Here is a 17,781-nt window from a genome sequence, read left to right as displayed (position 1 = left end):
ACTATGAAACAAGCACAGAAAATCTTACTCGGTTTTATTGTCACAGCGGGACTGTCGGCATGTAGTTCAGTACCTAACTCAGTTGCAGTCAATGGCTCGTACTTAGAAAAAGAGAGTAAAGGCAAAACAGTCAATAACGACTTGTCGTCACACGACGAAAAAGCGCGTCCGCAGACGCAATCGAGCGGCTTGGTATATTTACCTGCATTACCTGATGGTAAAGTAACACAAACCAGCCAACCAAACTTAGCGCAACAGTTTAGTGATAACGAGCAAGTAAAGTTGACCGCGGACAGCCTCAAAGTTAAGGACTATTTGCATTATGTATTTGGCGATTTACTTGGCGTTAATTACATCATTGGAGATGCAATCACCAACAGTGACGACGCAATAACAATTAATCTTAAAGAGCAGCTAAGCAAGCGCCGTTTATTTTCTATCAGCCAAGACTTGTTAACTGAACGCGGTATTATTATTCGCGAGCAGGATGATATTTTTTATATCCACCCCTCTGAGAATGCCTCTGGTGGTAATGTGGTGTATGGCTATGGTAATAAAGTAGAAGATGTACCTAACACCGCCAGTAGCATTATACAGATTGCGCCATTTACCAGTGGTATGCAAACGCCACTTGCGAACACTATTAGGCAGATGACAAACGTAGATGCGCAACCGCTATTTGACCAGCATGCGATAATGTTCAAAGGTAAGCGTGCCGAGGTGATCAGAGCCCTTGAATTTATGCAAATGATGGATAAGCCTGCATTCAGAGACCGTCATATTGGTATGTATAAATCGGTGTTTATGCCTGCAAAAGAGTTGAGTAAAAAACTTGGCGAGCTGTTAAAGCAAGAAGGCATAAGCAGTAATAGTTCAGGTTCTACAGAGCAAGCGGTTAGCATGGTCGCTATTGAGCGTACTAATAGTTTGGTCTTCTTCACCAATAATGAGGCTTTTTTACAGCGCGTTGAGTTTTGGTCGCAGCAACTCGATCAGCCAGCAGATGGCAACGAGAAGCAATACTTTATTTTTGAGCCCGAGTTTGCACGAGCCGTCGATTTAGGCCAAAGTTTGCAAAACTTGCTGGGTGGTGGAAATAGTTCTGCTGTCAGCCGCTCAACTTCGGCAACGTCAGAGGCAAAAGAGCAGCGCGAATCAAGTCCGCGAAATACAAGCGTAAGTGTCAATAATGAAGACCTGCGTATGGTAGTGGATGAGCGCTCCAATGCCATTATTTTTCACACGTCTGGTTCGGAATATCGCAGCTTACTTCCCTTAGTGAAGCGTTTGGACGTGATGCCAAAGCAAGTTGTGCTTGAAGTACTTATCGCCGAAGTCACACTGACGGACGAGTTTAGTCAAGGGGTTAAATTTGCACTGGCTAATAATCGCGCTGCGAGAACGGGTTACTACAATTTTACTGGAAGTACAGAAACCGGACTTAACTACGTATTAGAAGGATTAACGGGTAAGCTAGATATTCAACTATTTGAGAAAAATCAAAACGTTAATGTACTCTCGAGACCAACTATTGCTGTTCGTGATGGGGTTGAGGCGAATATTGCTGTAGGAGATGAAATCCCAACTGCGGGTGATATTATAACCGATCCAGTAAATGGATCTCGCGCTTCTGTGGTGTATCGTAAAACGGGTATTGATCTAAATGTAACTCCAACCGTCAATGCGCAAGGTGTTATTTTGATGGAAATTGAGCAAGAGATCAGTAATCAAGCATCAGGTGATAAGGCCGCGGATAATCAACCGACAATTTTTACCCGCAATATTAAAACTGAGGTGATAGCAGCTGATGGACAAACTATTATGCTGGGTGGCTTGATCAGTCAAAACAATAGTCTAACGAATACTGGCGTGCCTTTCTTCTCGGATCTTCCGGTGCTTGGTAGGCTGTTTGACGGTAAAAAAGACACCAATACCAAAACCGAACTTGTTGTCATGGTGACACCAAGAGTAGTTGAGGCATCTGAGCAGTGGCAAGGCGTGATGGATGCATTTAAGAAGAATCTAAGCAGTTTAGATTTTAGTAATAATAAATCTAACTAGATGAAGTAGATTGCGCTAATATAGTCATAAAACTGACAAAAAAGTTGCTTATCTTATTCAATAGCATACAGTAAATCTGGGTTTTATACTTTTTTTTACAATTGAAAACGCCTAAAAAAACAACAGTTTATTTGGTTTTATAATCTTATCCTTTTGATTTTTAGGTGTTTTTTTTGTGGTCTTTTGGGCTGTGCTATGTTATTTGTATTAACGCTTAGTATTTGCAAAGTTAACTGCTTGACAATGCAGAGACAATGGTTAGACTAAGCATGGATTTGATCGGATGTCACTTGGGTGACGGCCTAATTGAATGATCAAATATAAGAAAAATGGGAACACGCATTGTTCTTGTTTCATGAAACTTTGGAGAATGGAAAACATGTTCAAAAAATCTCTACTAGCGCTAGCTTTGGCTGGTGTTGCAACTTCTGCTTCTGCTGTTCAAACTACAGTTACTGAAAAAACTATTGGTGTTGAAGGTGTAGCTGCAGCTGCAAAAGGTCTAACTTTAGACGCAAAAAACGACATCAAACTAACTCTAGGTGCAGAGTACACAGCTGGTGACATCATCAAAATCACTGCTGCTGGCGGTACTTTCGCGGATACTGAAGAGTACACTCTAGTTGCTGACGAAACTGCTGGTGCGCAAGACGACGTAACATTTGGTCTTCTTAACTCAACAGATTCAGTACTAACATTCCGTGTTACTAACGTAGAAGACAACGGTGCAGGTACTGCTGGTACTAAAGGCGGCGTTTATAGCCTAACAGCTGGTGCTGGTGCTGATGCTGCTGTTGCATTCAAAGTAACTTCTATTGCTAACGAAGGTAAAGTAACACTTACTTCTAAAGCTGAAACTGCACAAGGTATCTCAATCGATACAACTAAGAATGACACAGACACAGTATTCCTAGGTGCAAACCAGTTCAAGCTAGAGATCACTGAAGGTAAAGGTACTATTGACGTAGCTGAAATGCGTAAGAAGTTCGCTGACGGCACATACTCAGACGCTTCTCTTGCTTTCACTGTAACTGCTGTTGAGGCTGGTGCAGTAACTAACGATGGCTATGAAGTAGTAATTACTGGTGACTTCGCTGGTGTTGACAAAGTAACTGTTGGTGCTAAAGAAGCGACAATCGCTACTGATAAGAGCAGCGCTAAAGCTGTTGTAGATGGTGCTGCACTAGCTACAGGTAACGTAGCAGTAGCATTCACTCTACCTGCTGACGATGCTAAAAAATCAGCTCTAACAGCTCAAACTTTCACTGCTGACGTAAACCTAATTGATGCAGACGACAAAGCTGTTCTTGCTCTAGCTAACGATTCAGCTGTTGCTACATGGAAACTAAACGGTGACACTGAGTTTGTTGAAATCATGCCTTTCACTGATGCTTACTCACGTTACATTACTGTAACTAATAACGGTACAGTTGAAGGTGATATCTCTGTTGAACTTTACTTCAACGGCAAAATGGTTGCTGCTAAGAAAGTTGGCACAGCTGGTAAGCACGCAGTAAACAACATCACTGCTGCTGTTGACGCACTTGCTAAAGAAAATGAAGTAACAGGTGTTGCTGGTATCCGCGTTACTACTAACGCTCCAGAAGCTAACATCGAAGTAAGCGCGCTTTACTACAACAAAGAAGTACAAGACCACGTTAAAGTTAACTAATTTAACTTTTAGCTAGTCTAAAAAGCGAGCCTCGGCTCGCTTTTTACTTTTATGCGTTTTATCGTTATACAAAATAAAAAGTATAAAAACTTTGTACTTTCTATCTATTAAGCCATTCGGTAAACTGCTTGGCAGTATCGCAAACATGTAGAGTGCCGAGTGAAATACCCCATAGTACAGCCCTTCCTACCTGAATTAGATTTATACCAAAAACAAATCACAGAGATCTTTGCAAGAAATAGGCTTACGAACAAAGGCCCATGTGAAGCTGAGTTAGTCGAAAAGTTAAAAGCGTATTTAGGGGTTGAGCATATCCTGCTTGTGGCGAATGGCACGATGGCACTGCACATTGCTTATCAAGTCATGGGTATCACTAAAGCCATTACAACACCGTTCACGTTTGCCGCCACCCTGGGCTCGCTACGTATGCAAAATATTGCAACCCGCTTCAGTGATATTTGCCCCAATACATTTAATTTAGACCCAAGTAAATTAGATAGCGCGGATCTAGAGTGGGCCGATGCTTTAGTGCCCGTGCATGTATTTGCTAATCCCTGTGATGTAGAAGCAATAAACAGGATCGCCGAGCAATACCAACTAAAAGTCATTTACGATGCTGCGCACTGCTTTGCGAGTAAATACAAAGGTGAGTCTTTGTTAAAGTACGGTGACTGTGCAACCCTTAGCCTCCATGCGACAAAGCTGTTCCATACCGTAGAAGGGGGAGCGGTTATCTTTAAACATCGTAGCGATCTAGAAAAAGCACAGAAAATAATAAACTTTGGTCAAAATGAGCAGCAAATTCCCGTGCTCATCGGTACGAATGCAAAAATGAGCGAAATGCACGCTGCAATGGGCTTGTGTGTGTTTAATCATATTGACGATATTCTCGCGCATCGAGTCGAGCTATTTAATCGTTATAAATATCGCCTCAAAGGTTTGCTCAATTTCCAGCATTGGAAATCTAATACGAGTACGAATGGCTCCTATCTTTCCGTATTATTTAATAGCGAACACGAGTTGTTGTATGTGCGTGAACACCTAGAAAGTATTGGCATTCAAACACGTCGGTATTTCTTCCCTGATCTCAATGAACTTAAGCTTTACACGGAATATAGAGACTTGCCTTGTTCAAAATCGATTTCACGAACGATCTTATGTTTGCCTATGTATTATGAGCTCCGGTTAAAAGACATAGATTATATTTGTGATAACATTATTGTTTTACTAAATAAGTTTCGAGAAGTAGATGGCGCACAAACAACACTATAGCAAAGCTGAGTTGATAGAATTAGGGATTAAAGCCGTCGGCGATAATTGTTTGGTATCTAGAAAGGCTTCTTTATTTGGCATTGAGAGGATATCGCTCGGTGATAATGTACGCATAGACGATTTTTGTATTCTATCGGCAGGCTCTGAAGGGATCACGTTAGGCAACTATATACACATAGGCGCATACTCATCACTCATAGGTGACTCAGCTATCATCTTAGAGGACTATGCGGGACTGTCTGCGAGAGTAACGATTTATTCAAGTAGTGATGACTACAGTGGCGAGTGGATGACAAATCCTACGGTAGATGAGGCTTTCACCAATGTGACTAGTAAGCCGGTTTATCTTGGCAAACATTGCATTATTGGTGCCGGTGCCATTGTGTTACCAGGCGTTACGCTCAAAGAAGGTGTGGCGGTTGGTGCACAAAGCTTAGTGACTCGCTCTGTGGACGAATTTAAAATAGTGGCAGGTTCTCCTGCTCGTTTTGTCAAAAGTCGCAGTAGAGCACTTCTTGAAAAAGAAAAAGCGTTCAAAGGTCAATGTTAATACATATCTTTTCAGATACGCCTCATCACTATAAACCGATGGTTGAGTTTTATTTACGCTACATTGAGAGTGAACAATGTTTTTGGGTGTTGGGGAGCGATACGAATAAAGATAAAGACATTTTATTTTTTTCGTGTGAAAAGGAACTGTATCAAGCGCTAGATGCGCAACCTAGTGAAACTAGATTAGTATTTCATGGTCTATTTTCTCCTGTGCTAATTCGTAACCTAGCGTTAAGCCATATGCTAAGCCGAGCTACCTGTGTATTGTGGGGAGCGGAAATTTATCGTAATAAAAATGTGCAGGGCTTAAAAGGCTATCTTAACTGGTTTGCTCATCGACTACTATTAAGTAGGGCTCAATGCGTTATCACGCTTAACTCTGGTGATGCGGAACTTGTTAAAAATTATATGAAGCTAAAACGAAAAGTCGATATTTTACCTTACCCCCTAATTGACTTCGGTTTAACTTTAGCGAATGGGCAGAACGAGAAATTAAAGATCTTACTTGGTAATTCTGCCGATCCTGCAAATAACCACAAGCAATTGATTGACCATGTTGCAAATGCTGATTTACCCGAATTTGAAGTTTATATGCCACTCAACTATGCGGGAACAAAAGAGTATATCCAAGAAATCATTACCTATGCTCAGAAAAGGTTAGGGCAATGTTTCATACCTATTACTGCTATCATGTCAAAGCCAGAATATGACCGTTTACTTTGTAAAGTAGATTTGAGCTTGTTTGCCCATCAACGTCAACAAGGGCTATATGTTGTTTACGCAATGCTCTTGCAAGGGAAGCCTATATTTTTAGATACGTGTACGAGTAGTTATAGCGACTTAACTAAACAGGGGTTTTCGCTGGGTGATATAAATAAATTCTCAAAGCTAACTAATGCAGAGTTGACTCAACTAATTATGCAGCCGATGGAGATAAATCAGCAATTAATGGTAAGCACTTTTACCGAGGCAGCGCTTGGCCCTAAATGGGCTGCTATGTTGGTCGATTCTAATGACTAACCTTAAGCGTTTTGCTCAAGGTGTATCATGGTCGGCTGTTGCGACGCTAGCAAAGGCTGGCGTACAGTTTGTTATATTTATTTTATTAGCGAGATACTTGTCCTTAGGTGAACTCGGTCTAGTCGCTTTTGTTACATTACTGGTCAGTATTTCTCAGCTACTGAGTGATGCCGGGATTTCTAACGCATTGATTTATTTTGACAAGCTAGACAAACAAGTTAAATGCCAGCTATATGTGCTGGGCTTGCTTTTAGTTGCTGTTATGGCTGCATTAATCCTATTTTTGCTGCCTGTTATTGAGGCATTCTTTAATATTTCGAACCTTGCTGATTATCACCTTTGGATTGGCTCACTATTGCTTTTAAGAGGTGCTGCAGCGCAGCCAACGGCAATATTACAAAAGCGACTCGCGTTTAAACAGCTAGCCACAATTGAAGTGTTTGCCTCGGTAGCTTCTTTATTGACCCTAGTATATCTGCTTCAACAAGGTGCAACCATTGAGGCAGCGCTATCAGCGCAGCTAACAAACGCGATGTTTATCGCCTTATGTACCAGCTGGTACGGTAAAGATGAGTTAGGATTTGCTTTACCTCGAGTAAAAAAACTCAGAGGACCGTTACGTTATGGTATCTATCAAAGTGCTGAAGGTGTGGTGAGTTTTTTAAGCCGACAGTTTGATCAGCTTGTAGTCGCCAAAGTTATGGGGGCTGAGGTGTTAGGCGTTTACTCCTATATTAAGGAACTTGTTGCCAAACCGGCGCTGCAGTTCATTAATCCGATCGTTAATCGAGTGACGTTTCCATCATTGGTGAAGCTCAATGTGCAACAAAAGGGAAACTTATATATTAAGTTAATGATGGCGCTTGGTTGTATTAACATACCTCTGTACATAGGCATCGCTTGCTTTGCAGAGCCGACACTTGTACTGGCTTTTGGTAAAAGTTGGCTGGAGCATAATCAGCTAGTGTCCGTTATGGCAATTGCGATGCTTTCGACGGCACTTATCAACCCATGTGGTCCACTTTTACAAGCATCGGGTGCTGTTCGGCGCTCATTTGTTTGGAACTTAGCGCTCTCTTTGCTCAGAGCTGTCATCATACTTGCTATGGTATCTCGTGGCTTATATGAACTAGCTTTGGCATTAGCCATATTACAGGGCGCTGTATTGGCAGTGCATTGGTTTATTCTGGTTACCCCTTTCACAAATAAAGGTATCTTTGAGTTTATTAAATCTTTACTACCAGGACTGATGATCACAACTTTCGCTTTGCTTATTAGTTTATTAATTCAGCATTACTTCTTCGTATCAGATTTCTTTGCTTTAGTCATTTATGCTTTGGCTACGTCAGCTGGCTTGGTTTTACTTATAACTTTGCTAAAATCCAAATCCACCACTTCATTGACAAGACAACAGTAAATCAACATGAGAAACAGTGAATCCTGGACACCAAGTAAGTTTGTTTACAAAAATGGTGAGCTAAGAGCAAATAAAGACCTGCAACAAATTAGCTTGTCATCTAGGTTAGCTGTTGAGCTGGTTGCTATGCAATATAACCGCTATCTAGGTGATTTTGCTACTGGCTCTTTACTTGATCTAGGATGCGGAAAAGTGCCTTTTTACCAAGCTTATTCAAGTAACGTTAGTCAAACGACTTGTGTGGATTGGGGAGAATCACTGCATCAAAGCTCCTATGTGGATGAACTTTGTGATTTAAATCAACCGCTGCCTTTTGCAACTGAAACATTTGATACTGTTTTAAGTTCTGATGTACTTGAGCACCTACTAGAACCTCAAATGACAATACGAGAAGTAGCTCGTGTGCTCACACCAAATGGTACATTTATATTCAATACCCCTTTTATGTACTGGCTTCATGAGCAGCCTCATGATTACTATCGTTATACGCGCTTTGCTATAGAGAGGATGGCGAGTGAGGCTGGCCTAGAAGTGGTGGTACTCAATGAGGTGGGGGGGCACTCGAGGTAGCTGCTGATGTCTTAAGTAAGTTTTTTATTAAACTTCCCGTCTTAGGAAAGCCGGTATGTTGGCTAATTCAAAGTGCTGCTATCGCGCTAGCTCGAACTCGTTTGGGTAAAAAAATTATGCAAAGAACCCAGTCTGTTATGCCTATGGGGTATTTTACTGTGTTAAGGAAGAAGTAAGGCATGAGTTTAAACAGTGGAGAAAGTCCTCGGTCAAAAGTTATTATTGGTATTCCTACCTATAAACGCCCACAAGGGCTAACTAAGCTTCTGGAATCCATTACCAAGCTTGAGCGCTCGAATATCGAACTATCAGTCGTGGTTGCTGAAAACGATCAACAACATAGGGCAGGTGCTAAGCTGGTTGACAAAGTATCTGACAATTATCCATTGCCTTTGGCATCAATTGATGTATCACAACGTGGTATTTCTTTTGTTAGAAATGCCTTACTCGACGTTGCCTTTTTAGACTATGAAGCTGACTTTCTAGTTATGGTTGATGATGATGAGTGGGTTGAGCCCAAGTGGCTGAATGCTTTGCTCGAGACACATTTCAAAACAGGTTGTGAGGTCGTAGGTGGCAACACGCTTGCTGAATTTGAAGGCGAACCACCGAGCTGGACAAAAGCATTGGCTATCTACTTTCCAGAGCAGGCAAGCCTTTCCCAAGAGATACCTCTGTTAGAAAGCTCTGCCAGCGTCCTGTTGCATAAGAGTGTGTATTTTGGTTTTGCTCAGCAACGCTTTGATCCCTTTTATTCTGTATACGGTGGTGGTGACAAGGAGTACTTTACTCGTCTGAAAGCACAAGGCATAAAGTTTGCCAGTGCACACACTGCCGTTTCACACGAACTATTTGATGGCGCTAGAGTAACCAAGCGTTGGGCGCAGGAACGTGCATTTCGTATTGGAGCTGCGGATATGCGAATAATCTTATTGCATCATCGCTCTAGTTTATTGAGTGAGATTATAAAAATACTTCTCGCAACTTTAGTTGGTGCTTCTGGTAGTGTACTCTCCCTAAACTCTAGAAGTAGAATGAAGTATTGGTTGCTATTACAACGTCAGCTGGGCAAGTTAAGTGGCTTGCTGAACAAACAAAAGCCAGTCTATGAAAAGGTGCATGGGAAGTAACAATGGCAAGTAAATATAATAAACTGGATCAAGCCAAAGTTATGGTAACTGGAGGTGCTGGTTTTATTGGTAGTGCCGTGATCAGGCATTTACTAGCTAATACTAATGCTCAGATACTCAATATTGATAAGCTTACATATGCATCCAACAAAGCAGCACTAGATACATTCTCTGAAGAGCCAAACTATCAATTTATTCAATTGGATATATGTGAGCGTGAAGCCTTGGCACAAGCGGTGTCATCTTTTGAGCCGTCATATATTCTTCATTTAGCCGCAGAAAGTCACGTAGACCGCTCTATTAGCGGGCCTGCTGAGTTTATTGAGACTAACATTGTTGGTACTTATCAGTTGTTAGAGGTGTCTCGTCTATACTACGCTTCTTTGACAAAAGAAGCGCAAAGCCATTTTAGGTTTCACCATATTTCAACGGACGAAGTATATGGTGATTTAGATGAGAATGCAGCGCCATTTGCGGAAGACCACAAATACCAACCAAGCTCCCCCTATGCCGCTTCTAAAGCCAGTAGCGATCACTTAGTTAGGGCGTGGGGAAGAACTTATGGACTCCCTTATATCATCACTAATTGCTCTAATAATTACGGACCTTACCAGCACCCGGAAAAGCTCATTCCGCTAATGATACGCAACGCGTTACAGGGAAAAGAACTACCAGTGTATGGTGATGGCACACAAATACGGGATTGGCTATATGTAGACGATCATGCCAGTGCACTTTGTACCGTGCTAGAACGTGCAGCTCCGAGAACGACTTTTAATATTGGTGGTAAGAATGAAATAAGAAATATTGAGCTGGTATCGATGATATGTCACCACCTAGAGTTACTAGTGCCAAATCACCCAATCGCAATAGCCGCTGGCGGAGATGGCTTTGCTAAGTTAATTCGTTTCGTGGATGATCGAGCAGGGCATGACACTCGCTACGCTATTGATAATACAAAAATTCAACAAGAACTTGGTTGGTATCCAGAATATCAATTTGAACAAGGGTTGTTGCAAACCGTTCAATGGTATCTTAAAGACTTTGAGGCAGGAGAGAAGTTGTGAAAGGAATTATTCTAGCTGGAGGGAGTGGTACCCGTTTATATCCAGTAACCCAAGGGGTCTCAAAGCAATTGTTGCCAATATACAATAAACCAATGATTTACTATCCATTATCAGTGTTGATGTTGGCTGGTATTAGGGATATTTTGGTGATCACAACGGCACAAGAACAGCAGTTATTTAAAAATTTATTAGGCGATGGAACGCAATTTGGTGTCAAATTAGAGTATGCGGTTCAAGAAAAACCAGAGGGGCTTGCTCAGGCTTTTGTGATTGCAGAGACATTTATTGGGAATGAGTCTGTTTGCTTGGTATTAGGAGATAATATTTTTTACGGTCAGGCGTTTTCTCCATACCTGAATAATGCAGCTCAATTGACTCACGGAGCAATGGTATTTGGTTATCCAGTGGCTGATCCTGAGCGTTTTGGTGTTGTCGAATTTAACGAAGCGGGTAAAGTAACATCAATAGAAGAAAAGCCCAGCCAGCCAAAGTCAAATTTTGCTGTGACAGGACTGTATTTTTATGACAATCAAGTTGTAGATATCGCTAAAACAGTAAAACCATCATCACGTGGGGAACTAGAGATTACTTGTATCAACCGAGCATACTTAGAGCGTGGTCAATTACAAGTCAGTGTTCTCGGACGTGGTTTTGCTTGGCTAGACACTGGTACACACGACAGTATGTTAGAAGCGAGTCACTTTGTGCAGACCATTGAACGTCGGCAAGGGCTAATGGTCGCATGTTTAGAAGAAATAGCTTGGAACAAAGGTTGGTTAACTCTTGAGAGCCTTGAAAAACAATCAAACCTATTAGCAAAAACAACATACGGTGATTATTTAAAGGCACTTGTTACGAAAGAGAAAAGAGTGAGAGCTCAGTAGCTCTCACACCCGTATTGCTTGCTGGTGATACTTGCGAAATAAACTTGAACTGCAAGTTTCCCCTTCGTCAAATAGCTATTCTTCCAGTGCAGTATCAAAAATAAATATTCGACTTGTCATTTGGGTCGTAAACGCACCTCCAATTTGGTACTGCTTCTGATCAACTGACTCCATTTTAAAGTCACGCAAGTAGTAAGTTTCAGAGCCTTGTTGCTCCATAGCACTTGGATTGTTTGATAGGTTACTCCACTGCATGGTTTGAGTATCGTAATTCAAAACGTGTGCTGCGCTATGAAGCTGAATGTTTTGCTGATTATGCGTCAGCGTATAGTAGCTCCCGAAGAGCTCAGCCGGTACCTGCTCATTTAAAAGTATCTGAGCGCTTGAGAGTTGATACTGAATTAAGTGAGCTTGTTGCTCTTGAGTATTGTTAGCCGTTATAAATAATTCGTTTCCGATAAACTGGCAGTCAGTAATCGATAGATTTGGTAGTGATGCCGGTTTGTGAGACCAAGTTGTAGCAGCGGTGGCCAGCTGGTAAGCAGACGTGGTGTTACCTTGTTGGGTGAACGCAACAATCGTGTCATTGTTTGCACAACTCGCTAGAACATTATTTTCAAAAGGGGCAAATTTGGGCGCTGCAATTGATGTCCATTGTTGTGTACTAAAATCAAAGATCTCCATTGTTTCCTTGGGGGAGGAGGTGCTTGGGCAGGCCTCTGTTCCACCGAAGAGGAACAACTTATTGTTTGATATTTGAGCTTGATAGTAATAGCGAGACTCGTTTGCAGAAGGTAATGCTTGCCAATCCGTGTTTGTAGTTGCAAGCGAGTGGATCTCAGGTGCGCTTAAAGGCGCATTTGCGCAGCTCATTGAGGAAGAGAGCGATGCTGCATGACTTGCAATGATGATTTCCTTTCCAAGTGTCGCAGACTGCAAGTGACTACCTAGATCGTTTGGGATCTCTGAAAAAGCTTGCCATGGTTGAGATACAACCTCTATGTCGAAAGGGGGCAGCGATACGCTATGTTCGCCATCCAGTACGGATATAATAATTTGCCGATAGTTACCAAGCTGTTCGATATTAGCAGGCTTTCCACTTAGCTTACCGGTTGTTGTATCAAATTCTGCCCAGCTAGGTTTGTTGGTAATTTCGAATTGATGTGTGCTAGTTTCACCGTCAACGTCTTCAACAGTTGGCGTGAAATAATAGCTGTCGTTAAGTTTGATAGCTTCGGGCGAGGGGGTTCCTGAAATAGTAGGAGCGTCGTTAATCGCTTCGACTGTGATATCGACGGTCACTTCATTACTTAATACCCCACCTTTTTTAAATTTGTAAGAGAAGCTGTCAGTGCCATTTTTGTTTGGTGCTGGTTGATAACTTAGGCTCAAGCCACTGCTGGTGAGCGTGCCAAGAGTGGGGAACTTTATAACTTCAACCGTTAATGTGTCGTTTCCACTTGGTGCGGACTTTGGGCTAACCGCAAGCGTGTAGGTTGTATCTTCTTGGGTGGTAAATGCTGTTGATGTTTCTACAGTAAAGTCTCCTTGGCCGCCGATTACATCATTGTCATTGTTATCTGAACTCCCTCCACAGGCGCTTAACAAAGCACTAGCAATGATAGTAGAGATTATTGACCTTTTCATAAATACCTTCTCCTTGAATGTTGTGCTCATCTCTAGTGTGAGTATCTGTTGGGCGAAATTTAAGCAATATCTTTTCAATACCTTGAACGCTAATATTATGGCTTACGATAAGGTATTTTGTGGCGTAGATGAGTTGCATAGCTCGTGTTAGAATGGAAGTTTGATGATGAAGTCAAGGTTAATACTTTTCGCGTAGTGACTGGTTTGACTGTTGATGTGTTAATATTGCAAATTAAAAGATACGCGCTTGGCCACAAATAACTTTTTAAAAAATATCCTAACTCTTGTTTCGGGCACTGCTTCGGCGCAACTCATTTTGTTACTGATCTCGCCTGTTTTGACACGACTCTATAGTGCGCAGCAGTTTGGTAACTTCGGAGTGTTCGTCAGTATTATCACTATACTTTTAGTACTCGTCAGCTTGAAGTATGAACTCGCGCTTCCCCTTGTAAAACAACATTCGATTGCTAAGGTGCTACTACACCTCTGCTTTATCTTGATAGTATTGAGCTGCACAGTGGTTGCAGTTGTTGTCTATGCATTTGATTCATGGTTGATAGCGCATCTCAATCTATCGCTAGATAAAAGTGAGCTTTATCTTATCCCAGTTGCGCTATTTGCTTGTGGCTGTTATCAACTTTTGCATTTTTACGCGATTAAAACAGAATCTTTTCGGGTGTTAAGTGTGTCAAAAGTGACGCAATCTGTGATTATAGCAATAGCGCAAGTTGGACTTTCGTTGTGGACGGTTTTTGGTTTAGTGCTTGGGCATACTTTCGGATTTATTGCATCGACTTTGATGTTTTTATTACAAAAGCGAGATACGTTACACTTTAACGGCTACAACCCAAAACGGTTGCTAGCGGTTGCTAAACGCTTTAAAAACTTTCCTAAGTATACACTTTGGGCTTCATTGGCTAACACCTCAAGTACGATGTTGCCTGTCGTACTGTTCTCCGGCTACTACTCTGCGGCACTTGTTGGGCTCTACATTTTGGCACATAGAATGTTATTTGCACCTGTAACGCTCATCGGAAATGCGGTTGGAAATGTCTTTATGTCAAACGCCAAACATTATTTAGTTGCTGGAACGTTGGCAAAAAATACCCTGGATATTCATAATCGACTGATACTGATTGCTATGCCTATCATGGCCTTAACTTTGCCTTTTTTACCTGAGATATTTGCAGTGGTTTTCGGGGAAAAGTGGACTGAAGCGGGGAGATTGCTCAGTTTATTGCTATATGGATTTACTTTGTATTTACTGCGTCTCCAATTAGTACCGTTTTGGTTGCAATGGAAAAGCAAAAGCTAGCGGCTTATTTCGATTTTGGTTCTTGTATCGTTCGTCTGGGCAGCGTAGTGCTGTTATCTTCCATGGCTTTTAAAGATGCAATAATGTACTTTTCAATTATCAATGCACTTGTAGTAAGTGCCTTCATCTTATTGGTTTTTTCTCAGCTCAATATTTCGATAGTAGACTTGATTATGCCGCATTTAAAAGCATTTGCTGTTTTATGTTTGCCAAGTTTTGTGATTATTCGTTTACTTGCCGAGCAAAGTGATTTCATTGGTTTTCTCAGTGCAATGTTTGTCGTGTTGCCATTAACATTACTGATGATAAGGAAAAAGATTTGAAAGTGCTCGTTTTACCTTCTTGGTATCCACCGTACAAAGGGGAGTTTATTCAGCAACAGGCGGAAGCGCTGGCTGAACAGGGACATGATGTTATAGTGCAAAGCGTAGAGCGTATTTCACCAAGAGAGCTGCTGCGATGGTTGAGTGCTTGGTGTTGGTTGTTTTCCGGTCGTTACACGTTATCGCAAGAAGGTCCGTTGACTGTCGCACGGGCGCCATTACCCGGTATTCCAAAGTTTTATGCATTATATGCTGAGCTGTTTGCATTTAAGTCTAAGCAAGTATTTAAACGTTACAAAAAGGCGATGCAGTACCAGCCAGATGTGATCCACGCACATAGTTTAATATGGGCCGGATATGCCGCGAGCAAAATCGCAAAAATGTTTGCGGTTAACTATGTGGTCACCGAGCATCGAGGACGATTTATTAATAATCAGTACGTAAATGAGAGTGAAAAAAAGGAAATGTCACTGGTGCAGGTTAAAAAAGCGCTGCAAGGGGCAAGCAAAGTCCTATGCGTCTCATCTAAGCTTATTCCTTACCTACAGAAAGTGTGTCCTGAGGCTCAGCTTGAAGTACTTGCCAATATGGTAGATGTGGATCGTTTTACAATGAAACGCTCAACAGTACACCAAGCTTGTCAGTTTATCTGTGTTGCGCACGTTACGCCTCTAAAAGGTCATGAAACTTTGCTTCAAGCCTTCGCGAACTTAGCATCTAAAGATAAAGATGTCTCATTAACGATAGTCGGTGATGGTTGGTATTTAAACCGAGTCAAAGAGTTAGCTGTAGAGTTGAAACTAGAGAACCGAGTCAACTTTACGGGTAACTTGACGGCGAGTGAGGTCGTGAGTGCGCTTCAGCAGGCAGATGTTTTTGTTCTTCCAAGTCAATACGAGGCCTTTGGGGTAGTATATATCGAAGCAATGAGTGCAGGCTTACCGGTTATCGCCACGAATACTGGGGGGCTGTGGACTTTGTAAATAAAGAAAATGGCGTTTTGGTTGAACCGAATAATATCGAGTTACTTACAAATACGATGCAATATATGAGGGATAACAGATCACAATACTGTAACCAAACGATTGCAAAGCAAGCTAAGCAGCGTTTCTCTACTTTTCACATTGCCAGTCAACTTAGTGAGCACTTACAGAGTGTTTCGGAAGTCAAATGATGTATAGCGTAATAACAAACCATGTAAAAGCGTTCGAAGTACTCGGAAATCCCTACCTAGAGCAAAAAGGGCTCGATGGTAGTGAGTTTGGTCGTGGGCTTTTCGAACGACACTCCCTCTCTTCATTATCTGGCTTTTTTGCATTGCTCAGCCATGAAGATGAGTTTGTGAGGCTTGTAGTTGATAGAGTCCGCTCGACTCCATTATTTTATACAGTAATGAATGACAAAATATTGTTCTCCTCTGATTATGCTTGGCTGCATTCGGAATTACAGCAAAATGAAGAGTGTGAGCAGGGGAAGGCTGAGTTCGCATTAACTGGCTATGTGTGTGCAGATAGAACGCTGTCTAAGCAAATAAAGCAAGTTGAGGCGGGGCAAGAAGTCATCATTTGCAAGCGCACGGGGAAAGTTAGCAAATCAAACTATTTCCTATTCCAACATCATGAGCCTGAGGTTCAGGCTGAGTCTCTATATGTTGAACAGTTAGACATTGCTGTGAGAGCAGTATTCAAACGGCTTATAGAATTTGCCGCTGGACGCCAAATTGTGCTGCCGCTTTCTGGTGGGTTTGACTCTCGACTTATTGCTTCAACGATAAAACAGCTTGGCTATCAAAATGTCGTCTGTTTTTCCTATGGCTTAACAGGAAATAAAGAAGCAGCGCTGAGCAAGCAAATTGCTACGGGGCTGGGCTTTCAATGGTACTTTGTTGAGTATAACGAAGATAAATGGCGCAGTGCTTGGTTTAGTGACGAAGCCGATGAGTTTCGAGAGATGGCCTCTAATGGTGTGTCTTTACCACATATACAGGATTGGTTGGCAGTCAGAGAATTAAAAGACAAACAGTTAATTTCAAGCGATGCTGTTTTTGTGCCCGGCCACAGTGGCGATTTTGTGGCAGGCTCTCATATCCCAGACATTGTTTTTGAACAACAGCAGTTCTCAAAATCTGATCTGACTTCAAAGTTGCTCACGGATCACTATAAAAATGTGCCAAGGCAACTAATTGAAACGCAGACATTCAACCAGATAAGAGCAAGCTTGCAGGAGCAATTATCGGGCGGCGATGCACTTAATGCTGAAGCGTTTGCTAATCAATATGAACTTTGGGATTGGCGAGAAAGACAGGCAAAATACATTATCAATTCAGTTCGTGTGTACGAGTTTTTTGGCATGCAGTGGTGGTTGCCCTTATGGGATAAGGAATTTGTTGAGTTTTGGTGTGAAATGCCACTGCAATATAGAAAAAAACGCCTTTGGTATAATGCCTATGTTGCTGACAGATTCAAATCCATAGTAGGTGCCCAAAGTGAAATTGCGGATAAAAATGCAGCGGATTTCAGCTTCACTCGTCAGTTAGCGCACGGACTTTATCAAGTCATGCCTACACAGCTCAAACAGTTTGTCTATGGTAAAAAACTCAGAAACGACTTTGATAATCACTTTTTGGCATTTGGAGCGTTACTTTCCGACGAGCAAAAAGATGAATATGCTAAGTTTGGTTACACCATGATTGGGGTCTACTCCTTACTTTTCTTGCAATCTCGCTGGGGAAATAAAGAGAGTTAGCAGAAAGTATTATTGATTGCATTCTTTAACAGTTTTATTTCTGATACATGCTATATTCGCTCAACTTCATAAGCAGATTGTGACTTTTATAGGCAATTAACAGCCT

The 17,781-nt window shown here is 41.7% G+C and carries 15 protein-coding genes; 14 read left to right on the top strand and 1 reads right to left on the bottom strand.

Annotated elements, in window-relative coordinates; genetic code table 11:
• The first annotated feature begins 3 nt into the window (after positions 1–3).
• The 10 genes from B1L02_RS14695 to rfbA all read left to right on the top strand — a co-directional run bounded on the left by B1L02_RS14695 (position 4) and on the right by rfbA (position 11,645).
• Entirely contained in the window at positions 4–2,061 is a 2,058-nt protein-coding gene (locus B1L02_RS14695; RefSeq protein WP_088531628.1) for a secretin N-terminal domain-containing protein, read from the top strand.
• 379 nt (positions 2,062–2,440) lie between these two features.
• Positions 2,441–3,733 carry a hypothetical protein gene (locus tag B1L02_RS14690; protein ID WP_088531627.1) on the top strand — a complete coding sequence of 431 codons (1,293 nt, stop codon included), beginning with the start codon at positions 2,441–2,443 and terminating at the stop codon, positions 3,731–3,733.
• Positions 3,734–3,892: 159 nt separating this feature from the next.
• Positions 3,893–5,005 (top strand): DegT/DnrJ/EryC1/StrS family aminotransferase, encoded by a 1,113-nt coding sequence (locus B1L02_RS14685; protein ID WP_088531626.1) that lies wholly within the window; start codon positions 3,893–3,895, stop codon positions 5,003–5,005.
• The gene (locus B1L02_RS14680; RefSeq protein ID WP_088531625.1) at positions 4,983–5,555 is read left to right on the top strand and encodes an acyltransferase; all 573 of its coding nucleotides are present in this window, start codon (positions 4,983–4,985) and stop codon (positions 5,553–5,555) included. Before B1L02_RS14685 ends, B1L02_RS14680 begins: the two co-directional genes overlap by 23 nt.
• Positions 5,549–6,577, top strand: coding sequence for a TDP-N-acetylfucosamine:lipid II N-acetylfucosaminyltransferase (locus B1L02_RS14675; protein ID WP_088531624.1), 1,029 nt, complete (start codon positions 5,549–5,551; stop codon positions 6,575–6,577). Before B1L02_RS14680 ends, B1L02_RS14675 begins: the two co-directional genes overlap by 7 nt.
• Positions 6,570–7,994 carry an oligosaccharide flippase family protein gene (locus tag B1L02_RS14670; protein WP_088531623.1) on the top strand — a complete coding sequence of 475 codons (1,425 nt, stop codon included), beginning with the start codon at positions 6,570–6,572 and terminating at the stop codon, positions 7,992–7,994. The genes B1L02_RS14675 and B1L02_RS14670 overlap by 8 nt, the downstream gene beginning before the upstream one ends.
• A 6-nt stretch (positions 7,995–8,000) precedes the next feature.
• Positions 8,001–8,564, top strand: a complete 564-nt coding sequence (locus B1L02_RS14665; protein ID WP_088531622.1) for a class I SAM-dependent methyltransferase — start codon at positions 8,001–8,003, stop codon at positions 8,562–8,564.
• A gap of 179 nt (positions 8,565–8,743) precedes the next feature.
• Positions 8,744–9,694: a glycosyltransferase family 2 protein gene (locus B1L02_RS14660; RefSeq protein ID WP_088531621.1), complete on the top strand. Its 951-nt coding sequence runs from the start codon at positions 8,744–8,746 to the stop codon at positions 9,692–9,694.
• Between the two features lie 2 nt (positions 9,695–9,696).
• Positions 9,697–10,761 (top strand): dTDP-glucose 4,6-dehydratase, encoded by a 1,065-nt coding sequence (gene rfbB / locus B1L02_RS14655; RefSeq protein WP_088531620.1) that lies wholly within the window; start codon positions 9,697–9,699, stop codon positions 10,759–10,761.
• Positions 10,758–11,645 carry a glucose-1-phosphate thymidylyltransferase RfbA gene (gene rfbA / locus B1L02_RS14650; RefSeq protein ID WP_088531619.1) on the top strand — a complete coding sequence of 296 codons (888 nt, stop codon included), beginning with the start codon at positions 10,758–10,760 and terminating at the stop codon, positions 11,643–11,645. Before rfbB ends, rfbA begins: the two co-directional genes overlap by 4 nt.
• 75 nt (positions 11,646–11,720) lie before the next feature.
• Here rfbA and B1L02_RS14645 read toward each other — a convergent pair whose 3' ends face one another.
• A complete protein-coding gene (locus B1L02_RS14645; protein ID WP_088531618.1) occupies positions 11,721–13,292 on the bottom strand; it encodes an Ig-like domain-containing protein in 1,572 nt (523 codons plus the stop codon).
• A gap of 247 nt (positions 13,293–13,539) precedes the next feature.
• Here B1L02_RS14645 and B1L02_RS14640 point away from each other — a divergent pair, with 247 nt between their 5' ends.
• The 4 genes from B1L02_RS14640 (at position 13,540) to B1L02_RS14620 (ending at position 17,675) form a co-directional block, all read left to right on the top strand.
• Positions 13,540–14,607 (top strand): lipopolysaccharide biosynthesis protein, encoded by a 1,068-nt coding sequence (locus tag B1L02_RS14640; protein ID WP_088531617.1) that lies wholly within the window; start codon positions 13,540–13,542, stop codon positions 14,605–14,607.
• A complete protein-coding gene (locus tag B1L02_RS14635; RefSeq protein ID WP_088531616.1) occupies positions 14,589–14,930 on the top strand; it encodes a hypothetical protein in 342 nt (113 codons plus the stop codon). The genes B1L02_RS14640 and B1L02_RS14635 overlap by 19 nt, the downstream gene beginning before the upstream one ends.
• Positions 14,931–14,932: 2 nt before the next feature.
• On the top strand, positions 14,933–15,913 hold the full coding sequence (locus B1L02_RS14630; protein ID WP_223192067.1) for a glycosyltransferase: 981 nt from the start codon (positions 14,933–14,935) through the stop codon (positions 15,911–15,913).
• A gap of 187 nt (positions 15,914–16,100) precedes the next feature.
• Positions 16,101–17,675: an asparagine synthase family protein gene (locus B1L02_RS14620; protein ID WP_088531613.1), complete on the top strand. Its 1,575-nt coding sequence runs from the start codon at positions 16,101–16,103 to the stop codon at positions 17,673–17,675.
• Positions 17,676–17,781 lie beyond the last annotated feature (106 nt).

Source organism: Pseudoalteromonas piscicida (assembly GCF_002208135.1).
GTDB lineage: Bacteria > Pseudomonadota > Gammaproteobacteria > Enterobacterales > Alteromonadaceae > Pseudoalteromonas > Pseudoalteromonas piscicida_A.
Note: the sequence above shows the minus strand (reverse complement) of the source record. Positions and strands in the feature narration are given on the sequence as shown.

Bases quoted from the DNA above. Each gene is read 5' to 3' on its own strand.
- rfbB (WP_088531620.1), top strand. From the start codon at position 9,697: ATGGCAAGTAAATATAATAAACTGGATCAAGCCAAAGTTATGGTAACT.
- B1L02_RS14665 (WP_088531622.1), top strand. From the start codon at position 8,001: ATGAGAAACAGTGAATCCTGGACACCAAGTAAGTTTGTTTACAAAAAT.
- B1L02_RS14675 (WP_088531624.1), top strand. From the start codon at position 5,549: ATGTTAATACATATCTTTTCAGATACGCCTCATCACTATAAACCGATG.
- B1L02_RS14670 (WP_088531623.1), top strand. From the start codon at position 6,570: ATGACTAACCTTAAGCGTTTTGCTCAAGGTGTATCATGGTCGGCTGTT.
- B1L02_RS14660 (WP_088531621.1), top strand. From the start codon at position 8,744: ATGAGTTTAAACAGTGGAGAAAGTCCTCGGTCAAAAGTTATTATTGGT.
- B1L02_RS14620 (WP_088531613.1), top strand. From the start codon at position 16,101: ATGATGTATAGCGTAATAACAAACCATGTAAAAGCGTTCGAAGTACTC.
- B1L02_RS14695 (WP_088531628.1), top strand. From the start codon at position 4: ATGAAACAAGCACAGAAAATCTTACTCGGTTTTATTGTCACAGCGGGA.
- B1L02_RS14645 (WP_088531618.1), bottom strand. From the start codon at position 13,292: ATGAAAAGGTCAATAATCTCTACTATCATTGCTAGTGCTTTGTTAAGC.
- B1L02_RS14690 (WP_088531627.1), top strand. From the start codon at position 2,441: ATGTTCAAAAAATCTCTACTAGCGCTAGCTTTGGCTGGTGTTGCAACT.
- B1L02_RS14635 (WP_088531616.1), top strand. From the start codon at position 14,589: ATGGAAAAGCAAAAGCTAGCGGCTTATTTCGATTTTGGTTCTTGTATC.
- B1L02_RS14680 (WP_088531625.1), top strand. From the start codon at position 4,983: ATGGCGCACAAACAACACTATAGCAAAGCTGAGTTGATAGAATTAGGG.